Origin of the sequence: Halomonas sp. MCCC 1A13316 (genome assembly GCF_014931605.1) — a bacterium.
Taxonomy (GTDB): domain Bacteria; phylum Pseudomonadota; class Gammaproteobacteria; order Pseudomonadales; family Halomonadaceae; genus Halomonas.
The window spans coordinates 175,224-200,761 of record NZ_CP053382.1 but is presented as its reverse complement, the minus strand read 5'-3'; the positions used below and the strand labels follow the sequence as shown (position 1 = coordinate 200,761).

Annotated in this window: 31 protein-coding genes; 8 read left to right on the top strand and 23 right to left on the bottom strand. The window is 63.5% G+C overall.

The genetic code is table 11. The features are described from left to right. Positions 1–9 precede the first annotated feature (9 nt). Positions 10–1,632, bottom strand: a complete 1,623-nt coding sequence (gene groL, locus HNO52_RS00970) for a chaperonin GroEL (RefSeq protein WP_197567231.1) — start codon at positions 1,630–1,632, stop codon at positions 10–12. 311 nt (positions 1,633–1,943) lie between these two features. Between groL and HNO52_RS00965 the strand changes: the two genes are divergently transcribed. The 3 genes from HNO52_RS00965 to HNO52_RS00955 are packed head-to-tail and all read left to right on the top strand — an operon-like array spanning position 1,944 to position 3,248. Then, positions 1,944–2,381 carry a DUF4870 family protein gene (locus tag HNO52_RS00965; protein ID WP_197567230.1) on the top strand — a complete coding sequence of 146 codons (438 nt, stop codon included), beginning with the start codon at positions 1,944–1,946 and terminating at the stop codon, positions 2,379–2,381. Next, positions 2,374–2,955, top strand: coding sequence for a cytochrome c oxidase subunit 3 family protein (locus HNO52_RS00960; RefSeq protein WP_197567229.1), 582 nt, complete (start codon positions 2,374–2,376; stop codon positions 2,953–2,955). Before HNO52_RS00965 ends, HNO52_RS00960 begins: the two co-directional genes overlap by 8 nt. A gap of 2 nt (positions 2,956–2,957) precedes the next feature. Next, positions 2,958–3,248, top strand: a complete 291-nt coding sequence (locus tag HNO52_RS00955; protein ID WP_197567228.1) for a hypothetical protein — start codon at positions 2,958–2,960, stop codon at positions 3,246–3,248. Between the two features lie 70 nt (positions 3,249–3,318). Here the strand turns inward: HNO52_RS00955 and HNO52_RS00950 are convergent, their stop codons facing one another. From HNO52_RS00950 to HNO52_RS00875, 16 genes are all read right to left on the bottom strand, one after another. Beyond that, positions 3,319–3,549 (bottom strand): hypothetical protein, encoded by a 231-nt coding sequence (locus HNO52_RS00950; RefSeq protein ID WP_197567227.1) that lies wholly within the window; start codon positions 3,547–3,549, stop codon positions 3,319–3,321. 12 nt (positions 3,550–3,561) lie between these two features. Beyond that, positions 3,562–5,505, bottom strand: a complete 1,944-nt coding sequence (locus tag HNO52_RS00945) for a nitric oxide reductase activation protein NorD (protein WP_197567226.1) — start codon at positions 5,503–5,505, stop codon at positions 3,562–3,564. Between the two features lie 14 nt (positions 5,506–5,519). Next, positions 5,520–6,335: a CbbQ/NirQ/NorQ/GpvN family protein gene (locus HNO52_RS00940; protein ID WP_197567225.1), complete on the bottom strand. Its 816-nt coding sequence runs from the start codon at positions 6,333–6,335 to the stop codon at positions 5,520–5,522. A gap of 55 nt (positions 6,336–6,390) precedes the next feature. Continuing rightward, entirely contained in the window at positions 6,391–7,737 is a 1,347-nt protein-coding gene (locus tag HNO52_RS00935) for a cbb3-type cytochrome c oxidase subunit I (RefSeq protein WP_197567224.1), read from the bottom strand. A 38-nt stretch (positions 7,738–7,775) separates the two neighbouring features. Continuing rightward, positions 7,776–8,228, bottom strand: a complete 453-nt coding sequence (locus tag HNO52_RS00930; RefSeq protein ID WP_197567223.1) for a c-type cytochrome — start codon at positions 8,226–8,228, stop codon at positions 7,776–7,778. A gap of 254 nt (positions 8,229–8,482) precedes the next feature. Then, the gene (locus HNO52_RS00925) at positions 8,483–8,806 is read right to left on the bottom strand and encodes a carboxymuconolactone decarboxylase family protein (RefSeq protein WP_197567222.1); all 324 of its coding nucleotides are present in this window, start codon (positions 8,804–8,806) and stop codon (positions 8,483–8,485) included. 100 nt (positions 8,807–8,906) lie between these two features. Then, positions 8,907–9,299: a SirB2 family protein gene (locus tag HNO52_RS00920; RefSeq protein WP_197567221.1), complete on the bottom strand. Its 393-nt coding sequence runs from the start codon at positions 9,297–9,299 to the stop codon at positions 8,907–8,909. A gap of 30 nt (positions 9,300–9,329) precedes the next feature. Beyond that, positions 9,330–10,532 (bottom strand): NnrS family protein, encoded by a 1,203-nt coding sequence (locus tag HNO52_RS00915; protein ID WP_197567220.1) that lies wholly within the window; start codon positions 10,530–10,532, stop codon positions 9,330–9,332. Between the two features lie 88 nt (positions 10,533–10,620). Next, on the bottom strand, positions 10,621–12,135 hold the full coding sequence (locus tag HNO52_RS00910; protein ID WP_197567219.1) for a nitrite reductase: 1,515 nt from the start codon (positions 12,133–12,135) through the stop codon (positions 10,621–10,623). Continuing rightward, positions 12,135–12,986: a uroporphyrinogen-III C-methyltransferase gene (gene cobA / locus HNO52_RS00905; RefSeq protein WP_197567218.1), complete on the bottom strand. Its 852-nt coding sequence runs from the start codon at positions 12,984–12,986 to the stop codon at positions 12,135–12,137. Before cobA ends, HNO52_RS00910 begins: the two co-directional genes overlap by 1 nt. A gap of 79 nt (positions 12,987–13,065) precedes the next feature. Next, the gene (gene nirJ, locus HNO52_RS00900) at positions 13,066–14,277 is read right to left on the bottom strand and encodes a heme d1 biosynthesis radical SAM protein NirJ (RefSeq protein WP_197567217.1); all 1,212 of its coding nucleotides are present in this window, start codon (positions 14,275–14,277) and stop codon (positions 13,066–13,068) included. Positions 14,278–14,306: 29 nt separating this feature from the next. Beyond that, positions 14,307–14,855 carry a siroheme decarboxylase subunit beta gene (gene ahbB / locus HNO52_RS00895; protein WP_197567216.1) on the bottom strand — a complete coding sequence of 183 codons (549 nt, stop codon included), beginning with the start codon at positions 14,853–14,855 and terminating at the stop codon, positions 14,307–14,309. Beyond that, a complete protein-coding gene (locus tag HNO52_RS00890; RefSeq protein WP_197567215.1) occupies positions 14,830–15,312 on the bottom strand; it encodes an Lrp/AsnC family transcriptional regulator in 483 nt (160 codons plus the stop codon). Before HNO52_RS00890 ends, ahbB (HNO52_RS00895) begins: the two co-directional genes overlap by 26 nt. Then, entirely contained in the window at positions 15,309–15,827 is a 519-nt protein-coding gene (gene ahbB, locus HNO52_RS00885; RefSeq protein WP_197567214.1) for a siroheme decarboxylase subunit beta, read from the bottom strand. The genes HNO52_RS00890 and ahbB (HNO52_RS00885) overlap by 4 nt, the downstream gene beginning before the upstream one ends. After that, positions 15,824–16,309 carry an Lrp/AsnC family transcriptional regulator gene (locus tag HNO52_RS00880; RefSeq protein WP_197567213.1) on the bottom strand — a complete coding sequence of 162 codons (486 nt, stop codon included), beginning with the start codon at positions 16,307–16,309 and terminating at the stop codon, positions 15,824–15,826. The genes ahbB (HNO52_RS00885) and HNO52_RS00880 overlap by 4 nt, the downstream gene beginning before the upstream one ends. A 60-nt stretch (positions 16,310–16,369) precedes the next feature. Then, positions 16,370–18,100 carry a nitrite reductase gene (locus tag HNO52_RS00875; protein WP_269476071.1) on the bottom strand — a complete coding sequence of 577 codons (1,731 nt, stop codon included), beginning with the start codon at positions 18,098–18,100 and terminating at the stop codon, positions 16,370–16,372. A gap of 362 nt (positions 18,101–18,462) precedes the next feature. Here HNO52_RS00875 and HNO52_RS00870 point away from each other — a divergent pair, with 362 nt between their 5' ends. Both HNO52_RS00870 and HNO52_RS00865 read left to right on the top strand, forming a co-directional pair. Continuing rightward, positions 18,463–18,834, top strand: coding sequence for a c-type cytochrome (locus HNO52_RS00870; protein ID WP_197567212.1), 372 nt, complete (start codon positions 18,463–18,465; stop codon positions 18,832–18,834). Between the two features lie 4 nt (positions 18,835–18,838). After that, positions 18,839–20,041, top strand: coding sequence for a cytochrome D1 domain-containing protein (locus tag HNO52_RS00865; RefSeq protein WP_197567211.1), 1,203 nt, complete (start codon positions 18,839–18,841; stop codon positions 20,039–20,041). Between the two features lie 40 nt (positions 20,042–20,081). Here the strand turns inward: HNO52_RS00865 and HNO52_RS20955 are convergent, their stop codons facing one another. From HNO52_RS20955 to HNO52_RS00855, 3 genes are read right to left on the bottom strand one after another with little or no spacing between them, the layout of a single operon-like run. Further along, complete coding sequence (locus HNO52_RS20955) at positions 20,082–20,348, bottom strand: cytochrome P450 (RefSeq protein WP_232090722.1); 267 nt, start codon at positions 20,346–20,348, stop codon at positions 20,082–20,084. Between the two features lie 5 nt (positions 20,349–20,353). Further along, positions 20,354–20,641, bottom strand: coding sequence for a cytochrome P450 family protein (locus tag HNO52_RS20950; protein ID WP_232090462.1), 288 nt, complete (start codon positions 20,639–20,641; stop codon positions 20,354–20,356). Positions 20,642–20,667: 26 nt separating this feature from the next. Next, the gene (locus HNO52_RS00855; RefSeq protein ID WP_197567210.1) at positions 20,668–21,111 is read right to left on the bottom strand and encodes a MarR family winged helix-turn-helix transcriptional regulator; all 444 of its coding nucleotides are present in this window, start codon (positions 21,109–21,111) and stop codon (positions 20,668–20,670) included. Positions 21,112–21,210: 99 nt separating this feature from the next. On the opposite strand from HNO52_RS00855, the gene HNO52_RS00850 reads away from it, so the two are divergent. Together HNO52_RS00850 and HNO52_RS00845 are read left to right on the top strand one after the other, a co-directional pair. Beyond that, complete coding sequence (locus HNO52_RS00850) at positions 21,211–21,774, top strand: Yip1 family protein (protein WP_197567209.1); 564 nt, start codon at positions 21,211–21,213, stop codon at positions 21,772–21,774. 69 nt (positions 21,775–21,843) lie between these two features. Next, positions 21,844–22,407 (top strand): YIP1 family protein, encoded by a 564-nt coding sequence (locus HNO52_RS00845; protein WP_197567208.1) that lies wholly within the window; start codon positions 21,844–21,846, stop codon positions 22,405–22,407. A gap of 38 nt (positions 22,408–22,445) precedes the next feature. Here HNO52_RS00845 and HNO52_RS00840 read toward each other — a convergent pair whose 3' ends face one another. After that, positions 22,446–23,153, bottom strand: a complete 708-nt coding sequence (locus tag HNO52_RS00840; RefSeq protein WP_197567207.1) for a succinate dehydrogenase iron-sulfur subunit — start codon at positions 23,151–23,153, stop codon at positions 22,446–22,448. 32 nt (positions 23,154–23,185) lie between these two features. After that, positions 23,186–23,419 (bottom strand): transmembrane sensor/regulator PpyR, encoded by a 234-nt coding sequence (locus tag HNO52_RS00835; RefSeq protein WP_197567206.1) that lies wholly within the window; start codon positions 23,417–23,419, stop codon positions 23,186–23,188. Between the two features lie 303 nt (positions 23,420–23,722). Here HNO52_RS00835 and hmpA point away from each other — a divergent pair, with 303 nt between their 5' ends. Continuing rightward, on the top strand, positions 23,723–24,895 hold the full coding sequence (hmpA, locus tag HNO52_RS00830) for an NO-inducible flavohemoprotein (RefSeq protein WP_197567205.1): 1,173 nt from the start codon (positions 23,723–23,725) through the stop codon (positions 24,893–24,895). A 155-nt stretch (positions 24,896–25,050) separates the two neighbouring features. Here hmpA and HNO52_RS00825 read toward each other — a convergent pair whose 3' ends face one another. Beyond that, entirely contained in the window at positions 25,051–25,530 is a 480-nt protein-coding gene (locus tag HNO52_RS00825; protein WP_197567204.1) for a cytochrome c, read from the bottom strand. Between the last annotated feature and the right edge of the window lie 8 nt (positions 25,531–25,538).

Sequence of the window (25,538 nt, the reverse complement as noted above, 5' to 3'; positions counted from 1 at the left end):
ACGCGCAGCTCACCTGTCCAACTCGCCCCTCTCTGGCGGATGGTCTTCCTTCCCTGGCACCTCAGTCATGATGGCTTCCGTGAGCAGCAGGACACTGGCCACCGAGATGGCATTTTCCAGCGCAATTCGCACGACCTTGGTGGGGTCAACGATGCCCGCCTGTACGAGATCGACGTACTGCTTACCCGCGGCATCGAACCCCAGGCTGCCATCGCCTTCAAGCATGCGGCTGACCACCACGCCGCCATCCACCGCGGAGTTTTCCGCGATCTGGCGTGCGGGTGCTTCCAGCGCGCGTTGCAATATGTTGAAGCCGGTCCGCTCATCGCCCTCGCAGCCCTTCGCCTCGGCCAACACCGCTGCCGAGCAGCGCAGCAGCGCCAGGCCGCCCCCAGGCACGATGCCCTCGGCCACCGCTGCCTTGGTGGCGCTGATGGCGTCATCCAGCGCCTCCTTGCGTGAGGCCATCTCGGCCTCGGTAGGCGCCCCCACCCGGATCACGGCGACGCCACCGCTCAGCTTCGCCAAGCGCTCCTGCAACTTCTCGCGATCGTAGTCGCTGGATGTCTGCTCGATCTCGCGGCGTATTTGCTGCATGCGTCCCTCGATGGAGGCTCGCTCACCTGCCCCGCCAATCAATGTGGTGCTGTCCTTGTCCACCACGACACGCTCGGCCCTGCCCAGTTGCTCCAGGGTGAGCTCCTCCAGACGTATTCCAAGCTCTTCCGAGATCACCTGGCCGCCGGTGAGCGCAGCCATGTCCTGGAGCATGGCCTTGCGGCGATCACCGAAGCCCGGCGCCTTGATGGCGACACAGCGCAGCACGCCGCGCAACTGATTGACGATGAGCGTAGCCAGCGCTTCGCCTGAGAGGTCTTCGGCAATCAACGCGATCGGTCGATCCGCCTTGGCGATCTGCTCGAGTAGTGGCACCAGATCCTTGAGCGAAGCGATCTTGCGGTCTGTGAGTAGGACGAAGGCATCCTCCTGCACGGCCTTCATCTTCTCGGCATCGGTGACGAAGTAGGGAGAGAGGTAACCGCGATCGAACTGCATCCCCTCGACCACTTCGAGCAGGGTCTCGGTTGTCTTGGACTCCTCAACGGTGATGACCCCCTCATCGCCGACCTTCTCCATGGCCTCCGCCACTAGTTCCCCAATGAAAGGGTCGTTATGGGCCGCGATGGTCGCGACCTGACTCCTGGCCATGCCGGTTTCTACCGGACGCGACATACTCCGCAGCGCCTCGATGGCCGCTTTGAGTCCCCGTTCCAGGCCTCGCTTGATGTCGATGGCACTGGCACCGGCCACCACGTTGCGCAGACCGTCGGCAAAGATGGCATGCGCCAGAATGGTGGAGGTGCTGGTCCCGTCCCCTACCGTGTCGCCTGTCTTCACCGCGGCCTGGCGTAGCATCTGCACACCCAGGTTCTCCTCGGGATCCTCCAGATCGAACTCCTTGGCGATAGTGACCCCGTCATTACAGACGAGGGGCGCACCCCACGGCTTCTGAATGAGCACGGACTTGGATTTGGGCCCGAGCGTGATGCGTACCGCATCGGTGAGTTGCGTTGCCCCGCGCAGAATCTTCTCGCGCGCCGGCGAGCGAAACAGGATCTGCTTGTGTGCCATGATGATCGCTCCCTCAGGGCGACGGTCGCCCTGATCACGATTTCACAGAGTGCGCCGGCCGTATCGAAGCGCAAGCGCCCGAGTTTCCCCCTAGATCACATGGGTGTTATGGGTTGAATTCATTCAGGCACAGCTTTCAAGACGGCAAGTTGCTCAAGATCAAGAGGGCGACATTCCGCCGCTCCCATTCCCTACTGAAACGGTCGGGCATTGATCTACGACAAGGATGTTTTCGCCAGGGTGCGGCACAGTGGGACAGACCCGGCGGGCGAAGCGATACGCCGGCCATCCAATCACACCAGGAGGTGGCCATGACCTCGAATACCGCGACCTTCCCCCCGAGCGCAGCACAGAGCGACGAGCGCGGCACCAAGCTCGCCGCGGTGATCTACGTTCTCTTCCTCGGCAGCATCATGGCGGTGGTCACGGCCCCGGCCGGCGTGCTGGTGGCGCACCTGCGCCGGCGCCACGTGGCCGACTGGGTCGCCACTCACCTGCAGTTCCAGATCCGCACCTTCTGGCTCGGCATCGTCGGCGCGGGAATCTGCCTGGCGGCGTGGCAACTGCTGGGCGTGGTGGGCGCGCCCACCTGGGCGCCGTGGACGCTGGGCTACGTCTTCTTCACCGCCTGCCTGATCTGGATGGTGGGTCGCTGCGGGGTGGGCATTCACCGGCTGATGGCGGGTCGCGCCATCGACGCCCCGCGTAGCCTGTGGCTCGGTGGCGCCCACGTGAGCCTGCATGACTGAAGGCAACCCGTCGCGCCCCCTGCCCAACCCGGGCTGGGGGCCGCTCTCCGCGCTTCCCGGCAACCCGCTGATGTGGGTGCTGATCCTGAGTGAGATGGTGGTGTTCACCGCCTTCTTCGCCCTCTATGCCTGGCATCGGGCCGGCGACGTCGCCGGCTTCAACGCCGCCCAGCAAGAACTCGACCCGCTGATGGGCGGGCTCAACACCCTGGTACTGCTCACCAGCGGGCTGTGCGTGGCGCTCGCCGTGGAGGCGATCAGCGCTTGCCGTCGCCGCCGGGCGCGCCAGTGGCTGGCGATGAGCATGGGACTCGGGGTGCTATTCTGCGTCATCAAGGTCGTCGAGTATGGCGGCAAGTTCGCCGTGGGCATCACGCCGGAGACCCATCTCTTCTTCGGCTACTACTACGGCCTGACCGCCTTTCACTTCGCCCACGTGCTGTTCGGCCTGGGGCTGCTGGCGCTGGTCACCTGGCGCACCTCGACCGAGAACGTCGAGACGGCGGCGGCCTTCTGGCACATGGTCGACCTGATCTGGATCTTGCTCTACCCCTTGATCTATCTCCTGAGGTAACCATGACCGCACTCCCCGGCACCCGCCGCCTGGTGATCACCTGGTTGACGCTGATGGCGCTGACGCTGGTGGCGATGTTCTCCGCACGGCTGGACCAGGCCAGTTGGGAGCCGCTGCCGCTGGCCTCGGCACTGCTGGTGCTCGTCGCCACCGGGTTCAAGGCCCAGCGGCTGTTGATGATCTATCTCAACCTGCGCGCGGCGACGCCGGCCTGGAAGGGCACCTTCGTGGGGCTGGTGCTGTTGACGCTGGCGCTGATCGGCGCCGGTTATGCAGCGCCGCGGCTGATCTGAGCCGCAGTGGAGCTGAACGACATCGCCCGGCCATTCGGCCGGGCGATGCGTTACTGGCTTTCGCTTGCAGCTAGCGGGGAGGTCGGTCGCGGGTCGACGAGTGCGGAAGCGGCGGCGGGTTGCGTGCCCAGGCTTCCAGCACCCGGGCCAGGCGCATCATGCCGTAGACGATGAAGGGCACGAGCAGCATCAGCCCTACCCCCCAGTCGCGGTTGTTGATCAGCCAGGCGACCGGCAGCACTACCGCCAGGCCGATGGCGAGCCCAATGGTGACAGCGATGGCGAGACGCGGGTTGGTCATGGCCTAGACTCCTCAGGAACCGATGATCTGGCGATAGATACCCGGCAGCGCCAGCGACAGATGCTCGGGCCGGTTGACGATGGCATAGCTGCCGCGACCGAACAGGTGCGGCACGTAGCGGTGGCCCTCGCTGTCGACGGTGACGCCGAATACCCGAACTTCCTGTTGACGCGCCTCGAGCACGGCCCGGCGGGTGTCCTCGATGCCGTAGCGGCCCTCGTAGTAGTCGGTATCGTTGGGCTTGCCGTCGGTCAGCACCAGCAGCAGGCGGTGACGGTTGGGGCGCTTGGCGAGTTCCTGGGTCACATGGCGGATCGCCGGCCCCATGCGTGTGTAGTGGCCCGGCTTGAGCGCGGCGATGCGCCGCCCCACCCGATCTCCCATGGGTTCGTCGAAGCTCTTCAGCGTATTGACCCACACCTTGTGGCGGCGGTGCGAGGTGAAGCAGTGGATGGCGTAGTCGTCGCCGCAGCCGGCCAGGCCATGCCCCAGCACCAGTAGCGCTTCTTTCTCGACGTCGAGGACGCGCCGGTCCTCAAGCCAGGCCTCGGTGGAGAGCGAGACATCGATCAGGATCGATACCGCCAGATCGCGGGCCTGCTGGCGCGCCGCCATGTAGAGCCGGTCGCTGGATTCGCCGGTGGCCGCCAGATCGCAGCGCGAGCGGATCACCGCGTCCATGTCGAGTTCGGTGCCGTCGAGCTGGCCACGCAGGATTTCGCGCCGCGGGCGCAGCGCCTCGAATTCGCGGCGCACCTTGCGGATGCGACGCCGCGTGGCCTCGTCGGGCTCCCACTGCTCGCCCTCCTCGCTCTGCACGTCGCTCAGCACCACGCAGTGGTCAGGCAGGTAGATCTGCTTGCGGTGGTGCCACTCGGGATAGGTGTAGCGCCCGCTCAGGCGTCCGCCGCAGGCCTCGTCGGGCGCCAGGTCGAGGTCGAGCTTGAGCCGCGAGGCGGCCTGCTTGCGGTTGGGGCTGAGCACGATCTCTTCCATCTGATCGGCGGCCTCCTTGGCCGTCTCCTCCTCCTCGTCCTCGACGTGACGGTTGAGGTTCACCATCTCGGCCCAGGAGAGCATCTTCTCCGAGGCGTTGAGCATCAGCGGGTCGTCGCGGTCGGCCTGGTCCTGCTCGCGGCGTTCGGCCTTGCGCTTGCCGCCGTCGTCGGCCTGCTGGTCGCGCCGTACGGCGATGTCGGAGTCGTCGTCGATGGCCTCGCGCTCACCCTCACGCGTGCCCAGCGCCACCACATCGCCCCACAGCGGCACCGGCAGCGGCGGGCGATAGCCGCGCGGCGCGTGAAAGTCGTCCAGCGGCAGGCTGGGGTCGAGAATGGCGTCGTGCATGGCGAGGGCCCAGCCCGCCTGGGGCGTCGGGCCGCCGAGCTCGGCGAGCAGGGCCGCTTCGAGCGCGGCCTCCATGGGCGGCAGGCGCTTGCGCGATGGGCGCACCGCGAGCAGTGCCCGGCACAGGCGTGCATAGCGTTCGATCAGACCCGGAAAGCGCTCGAGTACCGCCTGGGTGGTGCGGCGGGCTACGCGCAGTACCTGCAGGTCGCGCTGCAGCGGGTCGTCTCGCCTGCTCGGAAGCTGGCCCAGGGCGAGGTACGCGGTCAACCACAGGTAGAGGTCGCGGTTGAGTTCGGCACTGGGGAACAGGGCGATACGCGGCGGCAGCAGCAGATGCTCCTCGTCGCGGCGGGCTTGATCTAACGGCTCCTCGTCCAGGCCGAGGCGCTGGCGCAGCGACAGGCGGTGGCTGGAGTTGCGCCGGGCGATGGCCGCCACTTCGACGCCGGCCTCGCCACCCCCGCAGCGGAAGAACACGCCGAGCAGGGCACGCAGGTCGTCGAGGCGTACTGCGGCCTCGGGGTGGTCCGGGTAGCTGACTGCACTGGAGGCCCAGCGGTGCCAGCGGCGACCGACGAACTCCTCGACCTCAAGAAAGTCCAGCATACATTGTCTCCCCTTTACCCGAACGTGGCCTTGATCGCTTCCATCAGACCCTGCTGCACGTACTGGTCGTCCGATAGCGGCTCGACCAAAGTGGCGCAGGCGGCATCGAGGATCGGCATGCCGGCGTTGATCAGCGTGGCGCAGTAGACCAGCAGGCGCGTAGAGACGCCCTCCTCCAGATCCTGCCCCTTCATGGCGCGCAGGCTGGCGGCGAGGTTGACCAGCGCGGCGCAGCGGTCGTAGGCCAGGCCGCTTTCGCGGGCGACGATCTCGCACTCCACCTTGGGCGGCGGGAAGTCGAACGACATCGCCACGAAGCGTTGGCGGGTGCTCGGTTTGAGCGACTTGAGAATGTGCTGATAGCCGGGGTTGTAGGAGACCACCAGCATGAAATCGTCGGGTGCCTCGAGCAGCTCGCCGGTACGCTCCAGCGGCAGCAGCCGGCGGTCGTCTGTCAGCGGGTGCAGCACCACGGTCACGTCCTTGCGCGCCTCGACCACTTCGTCGAGGTAGCAGATGCCGCCCTCGCGCACGGCGCGGGTCAGCGGGCCGTCGACCCAGCGGGTCTCGCCACCCTGAAGCAGATAGCGGCCGGTGAGGTCGGCGGCGGTCAGATCGTCGTGGCACGACACGGTGAACAGCGGCCGGCCGAGCTTCGCCGCCATGTGGCTGACGAAGCGCGTCTTGCCGCAGCCGGTCGGTCCCTTGAGCAGCAGCGGCAGGCGCTGCTGGTAGGCCTGCTCGAACAGGGCGCATTCATTGCCGACCGGCTCGTAGTAGGGCAGCTCCTGCTCGAATTGTTGGGCGGAAGCGGTAGCGATATGGGACATGGGCGTCACTCCGGGAAGGCTCGATGGGGCGTTTGTGCGCCCCATCGAGTAACGGTCACTCGGTGGCGGCCAGGGGCCGGCTGGAAGCAGGCACTTGCTCGCGCACGGGACCGAAGAACGAGTAGATCAGCATGATGGCAGCAACGGTCACGGCCACGCCGGTACCCAAACGCATTATGTAGAACAGGTCGAGCTGGCTCTGCACCTGCATGAAGTTCATGCCCAGTACCCGCTGAAGGTGCGTCTGCACGACACCGGCGAAGGTCAGGGTAAAGGTCATGAAGCACATGGCTGAGGTCATGATCCAGAAGCCCCACATGTTCAGCACCTGGTTGTAGGGCTGGCTGCGGCGGATCTGCGGCATGGCATAAGTGATGATACCGAGGACCAGCATCACGTAAGCGCCATAGAAGGCCAGGTGGCCGTGGGCGGCGGTGAGCTGGGTGCCGTGGGTGTAGTAGTTGATGAACGACAGGGTGTGCATGAAGCCCCACACGCCGGCGCCGAAGAAGGCGATGGTCGGGCAGCCCAGTGCCCACAGCATGGCAGCCTTGTTGGGATGGTTACGGCTGCCCTTCCAGAACATGTAGAAGGCGAACACCACCATGGCGAAGAACGGGATTACCTCGAGCGTCGAGAAGATGCTGCCGATGGGCTGCCAGTAGCTCGGCGCGCCGATCCAGTAGTAGTGGTGGCCAGTGCCCAGCAGGCCGGAGAACAGCGACAGACCGACGATCACGTAGAGCCACTTCTCGATGACCTCGCGGTCGACACCGGACATCTTGATCAGCAGGTAGCCGAGCAGCGAGGCCATGATCAGCTCCCACACGCCCTCGACCCACAGGTGCACGACCCACCACCAGTAGAGCTTGTCCACCGCCAGGTTGGTTGGGTTGTAGAAGGCGAACAGCCAGAACACCGCCGCCAGCCACAGGCCCAGCATCAGCACCAGGTTGATGGCCGTCTTGCGACCCTTGAGCAGGGTCATGCTGGTGTTGAACAGGAACATCAGGAACGAAATGGTAATCAGCACCTTGACCCAGAACGGCTGCTCGAGGAATTCGCGGCCCTCGTGAATGCCGAACTGGTAGCCCACCAGTGCCGCTGCGCCAGCGAAGGCAAAGATCGCCAGTTGCACGTAGGCGAGCCCGGGGCTGTGAATCTCCCGTTCGGCCTCTTCCGGCATCAGGTAGTAGGTGCTGCCCATAAAGCCGATCAACAGCCACACGATCAGCAGGTTGGTATGGCTGACGCGCATGATGTTGAATGGCATCAGCTCGGCCATGAAGTGGGGGGCTATGTAGACAGTCGCCGCCAGCAGGCCGAAGACGATCTGCAGTGCGAACAGTGCCATGGCCACGGCGAAGAATGGCAGGGCCACCTTCTGGGTTTCGTATTTCATCGGTATCGTTCTCCTTGCCTCAACCCGGGTTCACCGCATCAGCCGGCGGGGTGCGGGGGCCAGTTCTGGTCGTCGATGGAATCGGTCCACTCGAGGAAATCGATCAATCCGGTCATCTCCTCGTCAGTAAGATCGAAGTACGGCATCTGGCGACGCCCCGGTGCTCCGGTGGGCTGGGCACGCATCCAGGCAGTTATTGCCATGCGTGCGCCTTCCGGGTTGTTGTGGCCGCCATAGCGCTCCCAGACGTTGGCCAGTTCGGGAGCGAAATAGGCGCCCTCGCCCATGATGCTGTGGCAGTTGATGCACATGTTCTCTTCCCACACGTGCTTGCCGAGTTCGACGGACTCGGTGAGCCCCCCTTTGTCGGTGGATTTGGTCACCATGTACCAGTGGCTGTGTGCCGTCAGTGCGGTGAACAACAGGAAGAAGAACAGCGAACCGCCATAGAAGATATTACGGGCCGCCGCCTTGGTGAGGCCTTCGGTCATGGCCATCCCCCCTTGCTAGTTTTGGCTTGCCTACGGGACCTGCGACCGAGGTCGGCGTCCCACCCTTTATTAAAGATGTATTTCCAATGCATGTTTAGGTTATCAGCTACGAGTGCCTCCAGACATTGACGTCGGTCAATGCGAGGATGAAGAAGCGCGAAAGCAGCGCAAATAGCGGGCTCAGGCAGCCTGCGTCCGAATGACGCAGGCGGGCGAGGCATCCTCCGAACGGCTAGGCGTATTGCCTGCGCTCCCTAGCGCCTGGCGTCAGTGATGTCCTCGATCCAAGTCAACGCCGCCACCCCGGCCGGCAGTCCCAGGGTCGGGATCGCCAGCATGGCCACCTGTTTCAAGGCTTCGGGCTCGATGCCCTCCTCCATGGCGCGACGCATGTGAGAGTGCACGGCCCCCTCGGAGCCGCCGCCCACGGCCAGTGCCAGCTTGATCAAGCGCCGCGTGCGGGCATCCAGCGGACCGGACTCGGCGCAGGCCTTGCCCAGCGAGGCGAATGCGCGCCACACCTCGGGATAGTCATCGGCCACCTTGCCGGCGCCGGAGGGAAGATCGTGGTTGGACATGCTGCCGTTCCTCGTTCTTATTGCTGAATTTCTACACGTGCGCCTCAGTATAGAAGTTCATTACCGCAAGGAAAGGGAGCATTCCGTTTCATGAGAGACGCTAAGTCGGCAAAAAGAAAAGAGGATCCTTTGTGAGCGCCGTTCCCAGCATGTAGCAAAAGACGACAACTGCAGCCAAGGCCGCCAGAGCGCGGGTGAAAGGCGTATGCCCGCGCTTGATCGCCACCGTGCCCAGCAGGATGTAGCCGAACAGGGCCAGCAGCTTGGCGGCTAGCCAGGGGTGCTGGTGCGGCCACATCGACAGCATCACCATCAGCGTGAGGCCCAGCACCAACAGCAGGGTGTCGTTGACGTGGGGCAATATCCTCACCCAGCGCCGCTGCAGCAATGTGATCTCGCGCACCGACCACCAGGCCCGGACGAGGAAGAAGGCAATGCTCAGCACCGCGGTGGTCATGTGCAGGTGCTTGATCAATGCATAGTGTTCGATCATCGACTGGCTCCGGTTATCCCTTTCGCCCGTTTAGCCCTCTTGGCCATCCACACGAGCGCTCAATAGCGGCAGCGTATAGTGAAACAGGAAGATGAGATAGGCGATACACCAGAACAGGATGCTCAGGTTGTAGATCCAATGGGAGATCTGCGGGAAGGCGGCGAGTATCGGCGAGCGCAGCAGGGCAGCAGCGAACATCAAGCCGAGGCCCACTCCGATGCCCGGCAGGGTACGAATCACGCGCCCCGTATGGCCGAGCGACACTCGCGCCATCATCGCCAGCATCATGGAGCCGATGCCGCCGATGGCCAGCGCATGCACGGCGAGTTCGACGCGGAAGGCACCCAGCAGCGCCATCGACCACATCGCCAATCCGACCGGGACGAAGGCGTAGCTGAGGTGCAGCCCCCAAAGCAGCGGCTCGTGCAGCGTACGGTGCCCTTCCCAGCGCGCCAGCCGCACCGCGCTTGCCAGCGCCGCCACCAGCATCACCGATGCGTGCAGTGCAGCGGGCAGCGCCACGCCGGCGAGCGTCAGCAATTGCAGGAGTACCACCGCCAGTACCGAAGCAAGAGTCAGCTTCTCCAGCTTCGGGATAGGCGCCAGCTGCGGCCGCCCCAGCTTGCGCGAGGTGAAGAAAGGGATCACCCGGCCGCCCAGCAGCACCATCAACACAGCGATCAACAGCACGGCCAGGTAGGCCCCTTCGCGGATCAGCTCGACCTTGCCCAGGGCAACGCCGAGATGCATGGCCAGGTTGGCCGTGGCCAGCAGCAGCAGTACCGGCACGAACATCAGGTTGCGCCACAGCTTGGCGGCTACTACCAGGCGCGCCATGATCAGCGCAGCCAGCGGCAAGAACGCCAGGTCGATCGTCGCCAATAGCCAGGTCGGCAGGCCCGAGGGATACGCCAGCAGCAGCCGCGCCGCCAGCCACAGCGCTACCAGGCCGAGCAGCGGCGCACCACTCACACTCTTGCGACCGGTCCAGTTCTGCACCGCGGTCAACAGGAAGCCGACCACCACGGCGGCGCCGAAGCCGAAGATCATCTCGTGCTGGTGCCACCACATCAGCCCGCCGTGGGGTCGCAGCAGGATATCGCCGTGCCAGAACGCGAACCACACTACCATCGCCAGCACGCTGAACAGCGAGGCCAACAGGAAGAACGGGCGAAAGGCCAGCTGCGCGATGGGCAGGCGCGGCTGGCGGTCGACGGGAGGAGAAGTGTTCATGGCGTATACCCGACTTGAATGCTAGGACAAAGCCATTATGCGGGCACACACCGGGTGCCGTCATGACAAGTATCAAGAATGCTTCTTTTTAATGACTCGTGCCTTCCTCGTACTGGGTCTTGTTCCACACATTGTACTTGCCTGAGGGCTTGTTCATCGGCATGCGTCCCAGCTCTTCCAACGTATTGGCATCGAGCCACAGCAGGTAGCCGTCTTCGTCCCAGATACTCAGCAGCAGCGTCTCGCCGCGACGGTCGAACTCGACGTGAGCGGCGGTCTTGCCCGGCTCGGGCACCAGCGTCTCGACGATCTTCAGGGTCCGCTTGTCGATCACATGGATGCGGTCGTGGTTGGGGCCGAAGAAGACGTCCACCCAGGCGTAGGGCGAGTTGGCGTGGCTGCGCATGAAGAAGCCCGGGCCATCGGTCTCGATCTGGGCGATCGGCGACCAGTCGGTCATGTCGAACACCGACACCTGGCCGCGATCGATGTGCGGCATCGCCATTACCCGGCGCCCGTCGAGCTCCCAGGTGATCCCGGCACCCAGGTGCGGCATGCCTTCCAGCGGCAGGTCGGCGACCTTGGCTTCACTGTCCAGGTCGAACACCTGACCGCCCTGGCCGCCGCGGGCCGCGCCCACCAGATAGCGGTACTCGGGATCGAAGAAGAAGTCGTCGAGGTAGTCGGGCGCGGCCATGCGGTGCAGGGCGAAATCGCCGACCAGCGGCTCGTCGCCCTCGGCCAGCTCCTCGGGCCAGCGGATCTCCCACACTTCGGGGATATCCTTGAGCGCGACGACGAAACTGTTGCGCGGCGGTGCGGTGTAGACGGCGCTGACCCGCGAAGTGTCGCCGTCGAGTCCCTCCACCGGAATGGATGCGATCAGCTCGAGGTTGCGTGCGTCGAGCAACACAACGGAGTGTGGCAGGTAGTTGCCGGCCAGCACGTAGCGTCCGTCGGCGGAGACGGCGATGTTGCGCATGTTGATACCGGCGCGCACCTCGGCGGTGACCTCCAGGTTGTAGATGTCGTACTTGGTCACCCAGCCGTCGCGGGAGCCGAAGTAGACGTAGCGGCCGTCGGGCGAGTACTTGGGTCCACCGTGCAGGGCGTAGCGGCTGGGGAAGCGAGCGATGCGCTCGAAGCGATCGCCGTCGATCAGGCTGACATGATGGTCGCCGATCTCCACCACCAGGAACAGGTTCATGAGGTCCTCCACCTCGAACACCGGTTCGTCGGGCAGCGTACCGTAGTAGTGATTGACCACGTGGCTGGCCAGGATGTCCTCAGCGGTCCAGTTCGGTGCGACCTCGGGCGGCTCGTAGATCCACTCGGCAAGTGCCTCGACCTCGGCCAGGCCGAGCAGTTCGCCGTAGGCCGGCATCTGCGTGGCCGGCCTCCCTTCGCGAATCACCTCAACGGCCTCGGCCGGCTTGAGCCGGGAGAGGTTGTCGGGCAGCAGCGCGGGGCCGATGCCACCCAGCCGGCCGACGCCATGGCACGCCGAACAGTGCTGGTTGTAGAGCATGGCGGGGTCAGCTGCGTCGGCCCAGGCCGGCAGGGCAAATCCCAGCAGGGCACAGAGCAACAGTGTGGGCCGCATCACAGTGCCAGCCTCCTCGCATCGAGGCTATCGGCAGCGAGGCGGGTGAGCCGCGTCATGCCCGGCGCCAGGGTGTCGGCCAGGCGAACTACCTCGCCCACCACGATCAACGTCGGCGGCTTGAGCGCTTCGCGCTCGATCGCTTCCTCCAGGTCGCCCAGTGTGGTCAGCACGTGGCGCTGCTCGGGGGTCGTGCCGCGTTCCACCAGGGCGACCGGATGGTCCGCCGGCAGACCGTGGCGCTGCAGTTCTCGGCTGATCAGGGCGGCATTGGCCAGGCCCATGTAGAACACCGCGGTGTGATGCGGCACCGCCAGCGCGGACCAGTTCAATGCCAGTTCTCCGTCGGCCTTGGCATGGCCGGTAACGAAGGTCACGCTCTGGGCGTGGTCGCGATGGGTCAGCGGAAAGCCCGCGTAGCTCGAGCAGCCCGAGGCCGAGGTGATACCAGGCACCACGCGAAAGCTGATACCGCACTCGATCAGGTGCTCGGCCTCCTCCCCGCCGCGGCCGAAGATGTAGGGGTCACCGCCCTTGAGCCGCAGCACACGCCTGCCTTCCCGGGCCAGCTTGACCAGCAGGGCGTTGGTCTCCTCCTGGGGCAGCGAGTGATGGCTGGAGGCCTTGCCCACGTAGTAGCGCTTCGCCTGCGAACGCGCCATGGCCAGCACTTCCTGCGACACCAGCCGGTCGAAGACCAGGCAGTCGGCCTGCTGCAGCAGCGACAGGGCGCGCAGGGTCAGCAGGCCCGGGTCGCCCGGCCCCGCGCCGACGATGGCGACCTCGCCGGGCGCCAGCGGTGCCTCGTCGAGGGCAAAGCCCAGGTGTCGCGAATGGCTATGTATGGTCATGGTCGGCCTCTCCCCGAAGCGTCAACGCGGTCTTGCAATCTTTTTTGTGGCAACACTCTTTCATGTCGGCGCTTTTCCATCAGAGCTCAACGGCCTGGATGGCGGAGGGCGCGGTCACGCGACGCTCTCGGCCTGCTTCGACGCCGATCTCTTCGTTGCTGAGGTAGCAGCCGGGGTCCTCTTCCCAGGGATCGCCGGTGACCTTCCATGCCCGCACGCGGGTGTTGCCGTTGCAGATGGAAAGAAAGCGGCACTCCGCGCAGCGACCCTTCAGCGGCCTGGGGCGCTGACGGAAGCCCTGCATCAGTTCATCCTGGGTATCGCGCCATATCTCCGAGAATGGGCGATTGCGCACGTTGCCGAGGTCGTGATCCCACCAGAAGGTATCCGGGTGCACCGTGCCCAGGTTGTCGATATTGGCAATATGCTCGCCCGAGGCATTGCCGCCCCAGTTGATCAGACGCCGTTCCAGCGCATCGGCGCGGTCGGGGAAATGCTCGCGGGCCCACATCAGCAGGAAGGGGCCGTCGGCGTCGTTGTTGCCGGTGACGTACTCGCGCTCGATGCCGCTTTCCAGCTCGGCCCGGCAGTGGTCGAACAGCCGGGTCATGGCGTCGCGGGTCATCTGGTACCAGGCGTCCTGCTTGCGGTGGCGGTGGCCGCGCCCGCCGTAGTTGAGGTGCGAGAGGTAGAACTTGTCGACGTCGTGCTCGGCGATCAGCGCCAGGATGTCGTCGAGCTGCTCGTAGTTCTGCTGGGTCAGGGTGAAGCGCAGCCCCACCTTGATGCCGTGCTGCTTGCACAGCTTGACGGCGTGCATAGATTCGCGGAACGCGCCCTGGCGGCGGCGGAACTCGTCATGGGTCGCTTCGAGGCCGTCGATGCTGATCCCCACGTAGTCATAGCCGCACTCGGCAATGCGCGCGATGTTGCTCTCGTCGATCAGGGTGCCGTTGGTGGAGAGACCGGTGTAGATGCCGAGCTGCTTGGCGCGCCGGGAAATCTCGAAGATGTCCGGACGCATCAGCGGCTCGCCGCCGGAGAGGATCAGCGCCGGCACCCGAAACCTCTTGAGGTCGTCGAGGACGCGGAAGACCTCCTCGGTGGAAAGCTCGCCCTTGAAGTCGATGTCCGCCGACACCGTATAGCAGTGCTTGCAGGTCAGGTTGCAGCGTCGGATCAGGTTCCAGATCACCACCGGACCGGGGGGCTTGCGGGCGGGCCCCAGCGTTTCAAGACCGGGAGGGTTAGGCTCGAGCAGCGACTTGACGTAGCGGGTGACACGGAACATGGAAACCTCCTCTGGGCGCGGCGTCAGCCTCAGCGCGGCCGGCCGGACGAGCGGGCAAGCCGCAGGCCGGTCTTCTTGAGAATGCGTGAGCTGTACAGGATGCGATGGTCGCGGCAGGCATCGCCGAGCCGCTCGCGCAGCGCCTCGGCCTGCTGCTCCACTTCGCCCTGGCTGCGCCCGTGCAGCATGGCGAACAGGTTATAGGGCCACTCGGGCAGGTGACGCGGGCGCCGGTAGCAGTGGCTCACGCCGGGGATCCCGGCCACCTCTCGCCCCAGGCGCTCGACATGGGCATCGTCGACATCCCATACGGTCATGCCATTGGCCACGTAGCCCAGGCGGTAGTGGTTGGGCACCGCGGCGATGCGCCGAATCACGCCGCTGTCGATCATGCGCTGCATGCGTGCGCGTACCTCGTTTCCGGCAAGGCCAAGCGGTTTACCCACTGCGCTCCAAGGGTCCGGCACCAGCGGCAGACCGCCTTGTGTGGCCAGTACGATGTCGCGGTCGAGTGGGTCCAGGCCATCCACGAAGCCTGCAGCGGGTGCCGGTTCAGACGGGCAGGTGGAGACGGACATGGAATTCCTCCTGCTTGGGCATGTTGAAGACGGCCAGACCGGTGGCGGCCTCGATCGCTTCGATCACTTCGGCGATGCGCTGCGGCGTTTCGGTGGCCAGCACGAACCACATGTTGAGGCGATGCTCGCGGCGGTAGTTGTGGGCCACCTCGGGGAAAGCGTTGACCTTCTCGGCCACTCGTTCGAAATCGTCTTCCGGCACCTCGAGGGCCGCCAGCGTCAGGCCGCCGCCCAGGCGTTCGGCGTGATACATGGGTCCGAAGCGGCTGAGCACCCCGGCCTCCAGCAGCCGCTCCAGGCGGTAGAGCAGTTCCCCTTCGGAGAGCGAGAGCTCGGCGGCAACGGCGGCATAGGGCGACGGCACCAGCGGCAGCCCCTCCTGCAGGCGGTTGACGATGCGGCGGTCGGCTGCGTCCAACTCGGCCGGTTCGGGCCGGTGGGCACGGGCAACGTTCATGGCTGATCCTCGCGGGTATAGCGGCCACCGCACTGCTTGTAGGCCTTGAGACTGAACAGCACGCGGTGAGGGATGTCCTGCAGCTCTTGGCGCTCGATAATGTCGCCCAGCACCGCCAGCACACGTTCACGCCGGGTTCCATGGATCATGCAGAACAGGTTGTAGGGCCACTCGGGCGAGCAACGCCGACGGCGATAGCAGAGCGTCACCGCAGGTTCCGCTGCCAGGCGGCGCCCTACCTCGGCCACGGCAGCATCGGGCAGGTCCCACACCACCATGGCGTTGGCGCGGATGCCCAGGGCGTGATGGCGAACGACCAATCCCATCCGCTTGATCAACCCCTCCCGCTGCCAGCGCTCGACCCAGGCCAGTACTTCGGCCTCGCTCATGCCGCACTGCTCGGCCAGCGCTTGCCACGGTCGTTCGGTCAGCGGCAGGCCACCTTCTAGCAGAGCCCGCAGCCGCTGCGGGTCGACCTCACCATGGGTATCGCGATGCGGTGACGTCAGGCTCATGGCGCCTCCAACTCGGCCCAGGGAATGGGGAAGCCGAGATCGATGTGATAACCCTCGACCATCGGCAGGCGCAGCAGCGGCTGGCCCAGTTCCTCTTCCAGTGCCTCCAGGCGCGCCTCGAGCTGCATTACATCGGCGGCCGTCATCACGAACCAGAGGTTGTAGTCGTGCTCTCTTGCGTAGTTGTGATTGACACCCGGCGAGCGATTGATCGCCGCCGCTACCGCATCACGCTCGGCATCGGGCACCGCTACTGCCGCCAGCAGGCTGGCGCCGGCCCGAGCATGATCGAATACCGGCCCCACCCGGCTGAGCACTGCGCGCTGCTGCAGGGACTGGAGACGTTCGACGACCTGGGCCTCGCTCGCGCCCAGGCGTTCGGCCATGGCGGCAAAGGGGCGCTCGCATAGCGGCAAATCGCGCTGGTAGGCATCGATGAGGCGGCGGTCCAACTCATCGAAATCGGGAATTTGACAAGGCATTGGCCCAGCTCACTTGCTAACGGCGAATGGCGGCGGACCAGGGCCCGCCGCCGGTTCAGGTCAGTAGATATCGTGCTGCGTGTTGTAGACGTTAAACTTGCCGGTCGGAGTGACCAGACGCTCGTCCTTGATCACCGCCTCCAGCTCGCGGGTCTCATCGTCGATGACCACAATCGCGGATGTTTGATTCATGGTGTTCCACACCGAGAACCAAACCTCGTCGCCGGCCCTGTTGTACTCGGGTTGGACTACCCGTTTTGGCCCTTCACCCAGGTCCGCCCACTCGGCGATCGGTAACACCTCGTAGCCGGCGTTCAGGTCGTTGATGTCATAGACCGCGACACTCTGACTGATCGCCTCGTTGGGATTGAGAGCAGTGTCGACGTAGAGGTTCTCGGATTCCGGGTGGGTCTTGACGAAAAGCGAACCGCCGCCCTGGCCTTCCAGTGTGCGCACCACTCTCCAGGCGTTATCTGGATGTCCTTCCGGGTCGGTGCCAATTAGCGAGATGGTGTTATCACCTAGATGGCTGGTGACCCACACCGGCCCGAAATCGGGGTCGACGAAGTTGGCTCCGCGTCCCGGGTGTGGGGTCTGGCCCACATCAACGATCTGCTCAAGCTCACGCTCCTTAGCGTCGATGACCACGATCTGATTGGACTCGTTGGCAGCGGTGAGGAAGTAACGGCCCGAAGCATCCCAGCCGCCGTCATGCAAGAACCGAGAAGTGGCAATCTCTACTATGGAGAGGGCATTAAGATCCTCATAGTTGACTAGCTGGACCTTGCCGGTTTCCTTGATGTTGACGATGAATTCGGGGTGCTGCTCAGACCCCACGATGGCCGCTACGCGTGGCTCCGGGTGATACTCCTGTTCACCCACCGTCATGCCACGAGTACTGACGATCTTCAACGGCTCCAAGGTCTGGCCATCCATTATCACGTACTGCGGAGGCCAGTAGGCACCGGCAATGGCGTATACGTCTTCATATCCTTCATATTTGGAAGTCTCTACGGAGCGCGCTTCCATGCCAATCTTGAGAGTGGCTACGATATCCGGCTCTTCCATCCACAAGTCGATCATGTCGATCTTGGCGTCACGACCGATGACGAAGATGTAACGACCTGAGGCGGACATGCGAGAGATGTGCACTGCATAGCCGGTATCGAGCACCTTGACGATTTCCTTGGTCCCACCGTCAATCAAGGCGACCTGACCGGCGTCACGCAGGGTGACAGAGAACAAGTTGTCGAGGTCCAGCTGATTCATCTTCTCGGTGGGGCGATCCTCTGGTGGAACGATCACCTGCCAAGTATCCATCATCTGGGCCAAGCCGAACTCCGGCGGCACCGGCGGCTCATGCATAACGTACTTGGCCATCAGCTCGACCTCTTCCTCGGTGAGATCACCCGAGGTTCCCCAGTTGGGCATGCCAGCCGGAGAACCATAGTTTATGAAGACCTTGAGATACTCAAGGCCACGCTCCTGGGTGATGTCGATGGTCAGTGGCTTGCCGGTGGCGCCCTTGCGCAGCACACCATGGCAGCCAGCGCAGCGCTGGAAGTAGATCTGCTTGGCCTGCTCGAACTCGGCCTCGGTCAGGTCCGGCGCCCCGGGGGTGCGAACCACCCTGGCGGAAGCTGGGTCAACAGTTGAGGGCGTACCTTGATAGGCACTCTTGGCCTCATCGATATCCTCATGGCCATCCTGAGCTTTAGCCGCGCCGATGCCCAACGCACCTATGCTCACCGCCACCGCCAGAGATTTGAGATAACAGTTCTCGCTCATCATCGTTCTACCTCTGTCATGATCCTTGAGTGGGCTGTCGCCAGGTCATGGTCGAGTCGTTGCTGACTTTGGCCGGATGGCTACCCCAAATGGGACTGCCGGATGCTTGATGCCCCAAAGATTGGCTTATTAACACGTATAATTCATGCATATTTAACGAGCTTTGCGCTGCTTTCCTTTGCAAGGTTGACCTGTGTCAAAGGGCCTCCGACTTACCTCCAAAGAGACATTGCGAGCCTGTCAAGATCATGCTTCTCGGGCCATTCATGCCAACGCTTTGACCCCCGTCAAGGCACGCCCGAGTGCCAGCAGAGACACTGATATCAGCCACAACACTTGGTACCGCCACGCCCCGAGGAGATTGCATGCCTATGCCCGCCTTCAACCTTTTGCTGATGCTGGCGTTCTGCTGGTTCCCGGTGGCAGTTTTGGCGGACGGCACGCTCTCCACCGAGCGCAAGGAGGAACTCGAGACGCTTCTCTACCAGGATTGCGGTTCCTGCCACGGCATGACCCTGCGCGGCGGCCTCGGCCCGTCGTTGCCGCGCGACCGTATGGCGACCTTCAGCCGCGAGGCGCTGGCCCACATCATCCTGCAGGGCATCCCCGGCAGTGCCATGCCGGGCTGGAAGGCGCTGATCAGCGACGCGGACGCACGCTGGCTGGCCGAACATCTGCAGACCGACAACCCCCTCGAGACGCTGGCCGCCCCGCCGCGCCCCGGCGAACAGGAGTGATCCTATGCCGCTTCTCCCTTTCAAACCCTTGCTCGTCGCCGCTGCCCTGGCCCTGCTGAGCGTTCAGGCCAGCGCCGAGCCAGCGCCCGAACTGCGCGGCACCGGCGACCTGGGCGTAGTGATCGAGCGCGCCACCGGCAGCGTGGCACTGGTCGACACCACCCGCCGCGAGGTGCTGCGCCACGTCGAAGGCTTCGGCGATCTCTCCCACGCCTCGGTGAAATTCACCCGCGATGCGCGCCACGCCTTCGTCTTCGGCCGCGACGGCGGATTGACCAAGCTCGACCTGCTCACCGGCGAGATCGACGCTCGCATCATCCAGTCGGGCAACAGCATCGGCGGCGCCATCTCGCAGGATGGCCGTTTCGTGGCGGTGGGCAACTATGAGCCGGGCGGGGTGAAGGTCTTCGACACCCAGACGCTGGAGCTGGTGGCCGACGTGCCGGCCGACTACGCGACGCCGGACGGCACCACCGCCCAAGCCAAGGTCGTGGGCCTGGTCGATGCCCCCGGCAATCGCTTCGTCTTCAGCCTGTTCGAGGCCGGCGAGATCTGGACCCTGGACATGAGCGGCGACGAGCCGGTGCTCGACAAGTACCGCGACGTGGGCAAGGAGCCGTACGACGCCCTGATTACCGCCAACGGGCGCTACTACATTGCCGGGCTGTTCGGCGAGGATGGCATGGCGCTGCTCGACCTGTGGCACCCCGAGAATGGCGTACAGCGCATCCTGCCCGACTACGGCCGCGGCGAGGAGCGCCTGCCGGTCTACAAGATGCCCCACCTGGAGGGTTGGGCGATGGCCGGCGATCTCGCCTTCTTCCCCGCGGTGGGGCGTCACGAGGTACTGGTCGCCGACAGCGACGACTGGTCGCTGGTGGGGCGCATCCCGGTGCAGGGCCAGCCAATCTTCGTCATGAGCCGCCCCGATGAGCGCCAGGTGTGGGTCACCTTCGCCCACCCCGACAACGGCCGGGTTCAGGTGATCGATACTCAGAGCCTCGAAGTGGTCGAGACCCTGGCGCCGGGGGAATCGATCCTGCACAAGGAGTTTACCCCGCGCGGCGAGCACATCTGGATCTCGGCGCGGGACAGCGACCAGGTCGTGGTCTACGACACGCACACCTTCGAGGAGCTGGCGCGTCTAACCGCCGAATCGCCCAGCGGGATATTCTTTACCCATCGGGCTCACCAGATCGGGCTATGAACGATGCCGATCGGCCGGCCACAGAGGGCCGGCCGATGGTTCAGCGTGTCACCCTGACGGGTACCGATGAGTAACCACCGGCAGGAAATTTGTTCCGAACCGCCGGTTTGTCGGCTATCAAGGCCAGGTGGAGGGTATCGGCGAGCAGCGCCTCCATGATCAGGCGCAACTCCATGCGCGCCAAGGGTGCACCGGGACAGACATGGATGCCGGCGCCGTAGAGCAGGTTGGTCTGGGGGTCCCGATCCAACCGAAGCTCATCCGGATCGCCAAAGACCGCCTCGTCTCTGTTCGCCGAGCCCCACAGAATCGTCAGTCGCTCTCCGGCGGTATCTGCCGCCCGCCAATCTCTACCGGCTGCCTGGTCACGCGCCGATTGGATATCAGCGGTGCATCCAATCTTAATATCTCGTCGATGGCCGTTGGTAACAGCTCCGGCTCTCCGCGCAGCCTGGCCTGCAACGTTGAATGCTCAGCCAGGTAGCGCACCAGTATTCCCACACTTGCAGCGATGGTACCCAACTCACCCACCGTCCAATCGCGAATGATACTGACGATCTCTGCATCGGCGAGCGGTCGGCCCTGTACCGTCTCGTTCATGATGCGAGTGGTGACATCAGTCGGTACTATTCATCCTGCAGCTCGGGCCAGCCCGGTAACGTGAATTCTTCCTGCAGGTGACGCAGTTCGGGCTGGTGTTCCTGGGCAATCCGCTCCGCCAGCTGCGCCCCCTTCGGCAGTAGGTGTACCTCGCTGCGTCGCCGGTCGTTGCGTCCGGGGCTACGCTGCACAAGGCCGAGCTGCTCGCAGCGATCGACCAGCATCACGGTGCCGTGATGCTTGGCCTGGAGCCGTTCGGCGAGCTCCCCCACCGTGGCCCACTCCCGCCCTGTAAACCCCTTTAGATGCAGAAGCAGCTGATACTGCAGCGAGGTGAGACCATGCTGCTGGCAAATATCTTCGCTGAACCGCAAGAAACAGCGCAGCTGGTGGCGAAAGTGGGAAAGTCGCTCGAAATCCTGCTTGGTCAAGTGGCTGGATACCGCTTCAGATGAATCATGCTCGGACATCGAGCCGCTCTCCGTTACAAGGTGGGTCTTGACATATCCCGATTTGGCGCATAAACAATATCATAACATGATATAAAAATCTCGACTGGGGTGTCCGCCATGAATCTCGCGATAATTCTGCAGCTCCCCTTCACCCGCGCAGGCGGTTGGCAGCAACTGCGTCAAGGACGCCCCTCCATTCCGAAGTTGGTCTGGCTGGTGGTATTGCCCATGTCACTGCTTCCTCCCGTGCTGCTCTATTACGCCGGCACGCACTATGGAGACACCTTCATTGCTGGGTTCGGTGAGCGTCCATGGCGTTACATCACCACGATCCTGTTTCTCGCCGAGCTGCTCACTTTCTTCGTGATGGGATGGCTGATTCATGCAGTGGTCAATAGCGATGACATGTCAATCGACTACCACGATGCTTACTTGCTTGCGGCCCTGGCGCCGTTGCCGCTGTGGTCCGCCTCGCTGGCCCTGCTAATTCCTAGCGTGCTGCTCAATACGTTGGTGGCAATAGCGGCATTGGGGATTTCCTGCAGCCTGATTTACCACGGCCTGCAGGCCCTGTGCCATCGCGAGGATAGCGATGTCGTGGCAATGTCTGCGACCTATACCGTCATGGCTGGCGGTGTTCTGGCCTGGGGGCTGCTAATGGCCATTGTCTGGGCGTATTAATCCCTCTTCAGCGAATGAGCAGCACTGCATGTAAAAACGACACGACATAACACTGGCATAGGCATAACCATGAACATTTCCCTGATTCTGCAGCTTCCCTTCACGCGAGAGGGAGGCTGGCAGCAGTTGCGACGCGAGCGTCCTCCACTCAATGCCTTGATCCTGCGCGTGGTACTACCGCTGTCGCTGCTGCCGCCGGTCATGCTGCACTACGCCATCTACCGGCACGGCGATGCCCTGCTGTCCGGCCTGGCCGATCGCCCCTGGGCAATTATCGCCCCGGCACTGTTCACCGCCGAGCTGCTCACCTTCGTGGTGATGAGCTGGCTGATCCACGGCGTGGCAAATGCCCACCGCCTGCGGCTCAGCTATCGCGATGCCTTCTTCCTGGCTGCCATGGTGCCGCTGCCGCTGTGGTTCTCCTCGCTGACGCTGTTCGTTCCCGACATGGTCTTCATCGTTTGCGGCGTTCTATTGGCTATGATGCTGTCATGCGGGCTGGTCTACCATGGCCTGCAGGCGCTCGCGGAGCGCGAGGATGACGATGTCATGGTGATGTCGGCCACCTACACGGTGATGGCCTTCGGACTGATGGCATGGGGAATACTGTTGGCGCTGGTCTGGGCGCTCTAGACACTAGTTACCGTAATTCGCATCAGGCAGCGTCTTCCTCAGGTTCCGTGTTTCAGCAACATGGCTTTGATTTGACCGATCGCCTTCAACGGGTTGAGCCCTTTGGGGCACACCCAGGTGCAGTTGGCGATCTGTCGACAGCGGAACACGCTGAAGGGGTCATCGAGGTCGGCCAGGCGCTCGCTGGTTGCGGTATCGCGGCTATCGATCAGAAAGCGGTAGGCTTGCAACAAACCCGCAGGACCGATGTATTTAACCGGGTTCCACCACCAGGACGGACAGGCCGAGCTGCAACAGGCACAGAGAATGCATTCATAGAGCCCGTCGAGTTTCTCGCGCTCCTCGGGGCTCTGCAGGCGCTCCCGGGCGATAGCTGGCTCGTTGTTGATCAACCAGGGGCGGATCTTCTCGAACTGGCGCATGAACTGTGCTTGATCGACTACCAGGTCGCGAATGACCGGCATACCAGGCAAGGGACGCAGGATCAGGATGTCGGTGCCGCTCAGTGCCTCGGCGACCGGCGTAATACAGGCCAGGCCATTCTTGCCGTTGATGTTCAAGCCATCCGAGCCGCACACCCCCTCACGACAGGAGCGTCGATAGGTCAGAGTCGTGTCCTGATGCTTCAGGTATTCGAGCACATCAAGCACCATCGCTTGGCGGAATCGCTCCTCGACCTCATAGGTTTCCATATGCGGCGCTGCGTCGTGTTCGGGATGGTAGCGATAGAGATGGACGCTAAACATGGCTGTTTTCCCTGTCGCCAGGCGAACGCAAATCAATAGGTGAGATGTAGGCGATGTCGGGCATTAATCCGCAGTATGTATCCGATCTTCACCAACGTAGGTCCGAGAATGACCAGTACGTGAGCCAGAACTTGAGCGATCAGCGACAGGCGGCCGTCGATAAGGTAGCCTCCCGCCACACCGACACTCAGCAATACCAGCCCTAGGAGCAGTAAAGCATTCCCCAGGGCATGGGCACATTGGGGGTCATCAAAGTATCGCCGCATATCACTCCTCCTCGTTCCTCTTCCAGGCGCCAACCTTTAACGAACAAAAGAAGTATTTCACATACTTTTTATAGCATAGCCGCCACGCCTCGTCGATCAACCCTGCATGGTTGTGGAATGCGAAGGCCGACCTTTCCCCGGCACTCCTGCCTGGAGTGCCTTTGTAGCAGCCCTCCTGGCTTCTCGACTCCCTGCGATCCCCCATCGATTGGCTTGACTCTGCGGCAATTCGCCTCAGGTAAGCATGCGGCATAACAAGTATTTTATATGCTTATTATAACTTCCCCGACGAAGGAGACCATCATGCTTACCTCGCAGCAGGAGCAGCTCATCGAGGCCACCGCCCCAGTGGTGGCAGAGCACCTTGATGCCATTACCCAGCGTTTCTATCCGTTGATGTTCAAGCGCTACCCCGGAGTGGCCTCGCTGTTCAATGAGGCGCACCAGCAGAGCGGTGCTCAGCAACGGGCCCTGGCCGGCGCCGTATTGGCCTACGTGCAGCTGCGCCAGGATCCCGCCAGGGCGAGGGTAGTGCTGGCCACAGTGGTAGAGAAACACGTGTCGCTCGGCATCCAGCCCGACCAGTACCCCATCGTCGGCGAATGCCTGATGGCCGCCATCGACGAAGTGCTGGGCGATGCCCTGACGCCCGAGATCGCCGAGGCGTGGTCTGCGCTCTACGAGGAGCTGGCCGGCCTATTGATCGAGCTGGAGGAGCAACGCTACCAGGCCTTTGCCCAGCAGCCCGGAGGCTGGCGAGGCTTGCGCCGCTTCCGCATCGCGGCCACCCGGCAGGAGAGCACGGTGATTCGCTCCTTCGTACTCGAGCCGGAGGACGGGGGGCCAGTGGCAGACCATGAGCCCGGCCAGTACATCGGCGTGAGGCTCGGTATCGAGGGCGAGACGCTCTATCGCCACTACAGCCTCTCGGACCTACCGAATGGCCGCACGTATCGGATCTCGATCAAGCGTGAGCCCGAGGGTCGAGCCAGCCGGCACTTTCACGACGTGCTGAAGGTTGGCGACAGCGTGGAGCTTCTGCCTCCGGCCGGGGAGCTGACGCTACAGGGGGACAACGAGCCGCTGCTGTTGATCAGCGGTGGAGTGGGCCAGACACCTATCCTGCCGCTGGCTCGCCAGGCGCTGGCCGAGGGTAGGCAGGTAGTCTATCTTCATGCCGCCATCGACGCCGAGCATCACGCCTTCCGGCAGGAGGTCGCCGCGATGCGCGAAGTACATCCCTCTAAGCTCAAGGTCGTCGCCATACACGAACACGGCGCGGATGCCGACCACTGCGGCCGCCTCGATCGCGAGCTGCTGAGACACTACCTGCCCGCATCCAACTCGCGCTGCTACTTCGTCGGCCCCCAGGGTTTCATGAGTGCGGTGAACCAGGCCTTGGCGGAGCTCGGCGTCGAGGAAGATCGGCGCCACTTCGAGCACTTCGGTCCGTCCCGCCCACTCGATGCAGCATAAAGCTCAGCACTGGCAAGGCGTAAGCCGGCCCCGTAAATGAATACTCATCTACGGGGCCGGTAGTAATACGCCTGGTCACTGGCTGGCGCCCGCTTCAGTTCATGTCGAATCACGCGCCTACGGGGCTCCTCCTACTGTTCGGCCGAGCGTTCCATTCATTCTCCGTAAAAGTGCAACCTGAACTCTTCCTTGAACTCCTGATGACAGGCGAGACAGTGTTTCTGCACCCGAGAAAAGGCTTCAATCACAGCTTCGCCATTCTCCTGACGCGCCTTTTCGCCCATCTCCATCGCTGCATCATGCACCTGCATGTCATGGCTCCGGAACAGAGCAGCATCGGTTCCAACAAAGCGCAAAATGCGTGTCTTTTCGGAGAACGGTGGCTCGGGATGGTCGGCAATTAGGGGCGCGATTTCAGCTATCTCGTCCCAGTTTTCCCGGGATATGGCTTCAACAACATCTCGCATGTTTTCATCAAGCTCACGCATGATGGAGCGAAGCACAAGATCCTCCCTGATACTTTCCTTCTCCATCGCTTCGGAGGGAGCAGATTTTTCTTCAGCAACGAGCCAAGCCGGAAGAAGTGAAAAGACGAGAAGCAGAACTATCCGAGCAAGGCACTTGTATAAATGCATGTTTTCTC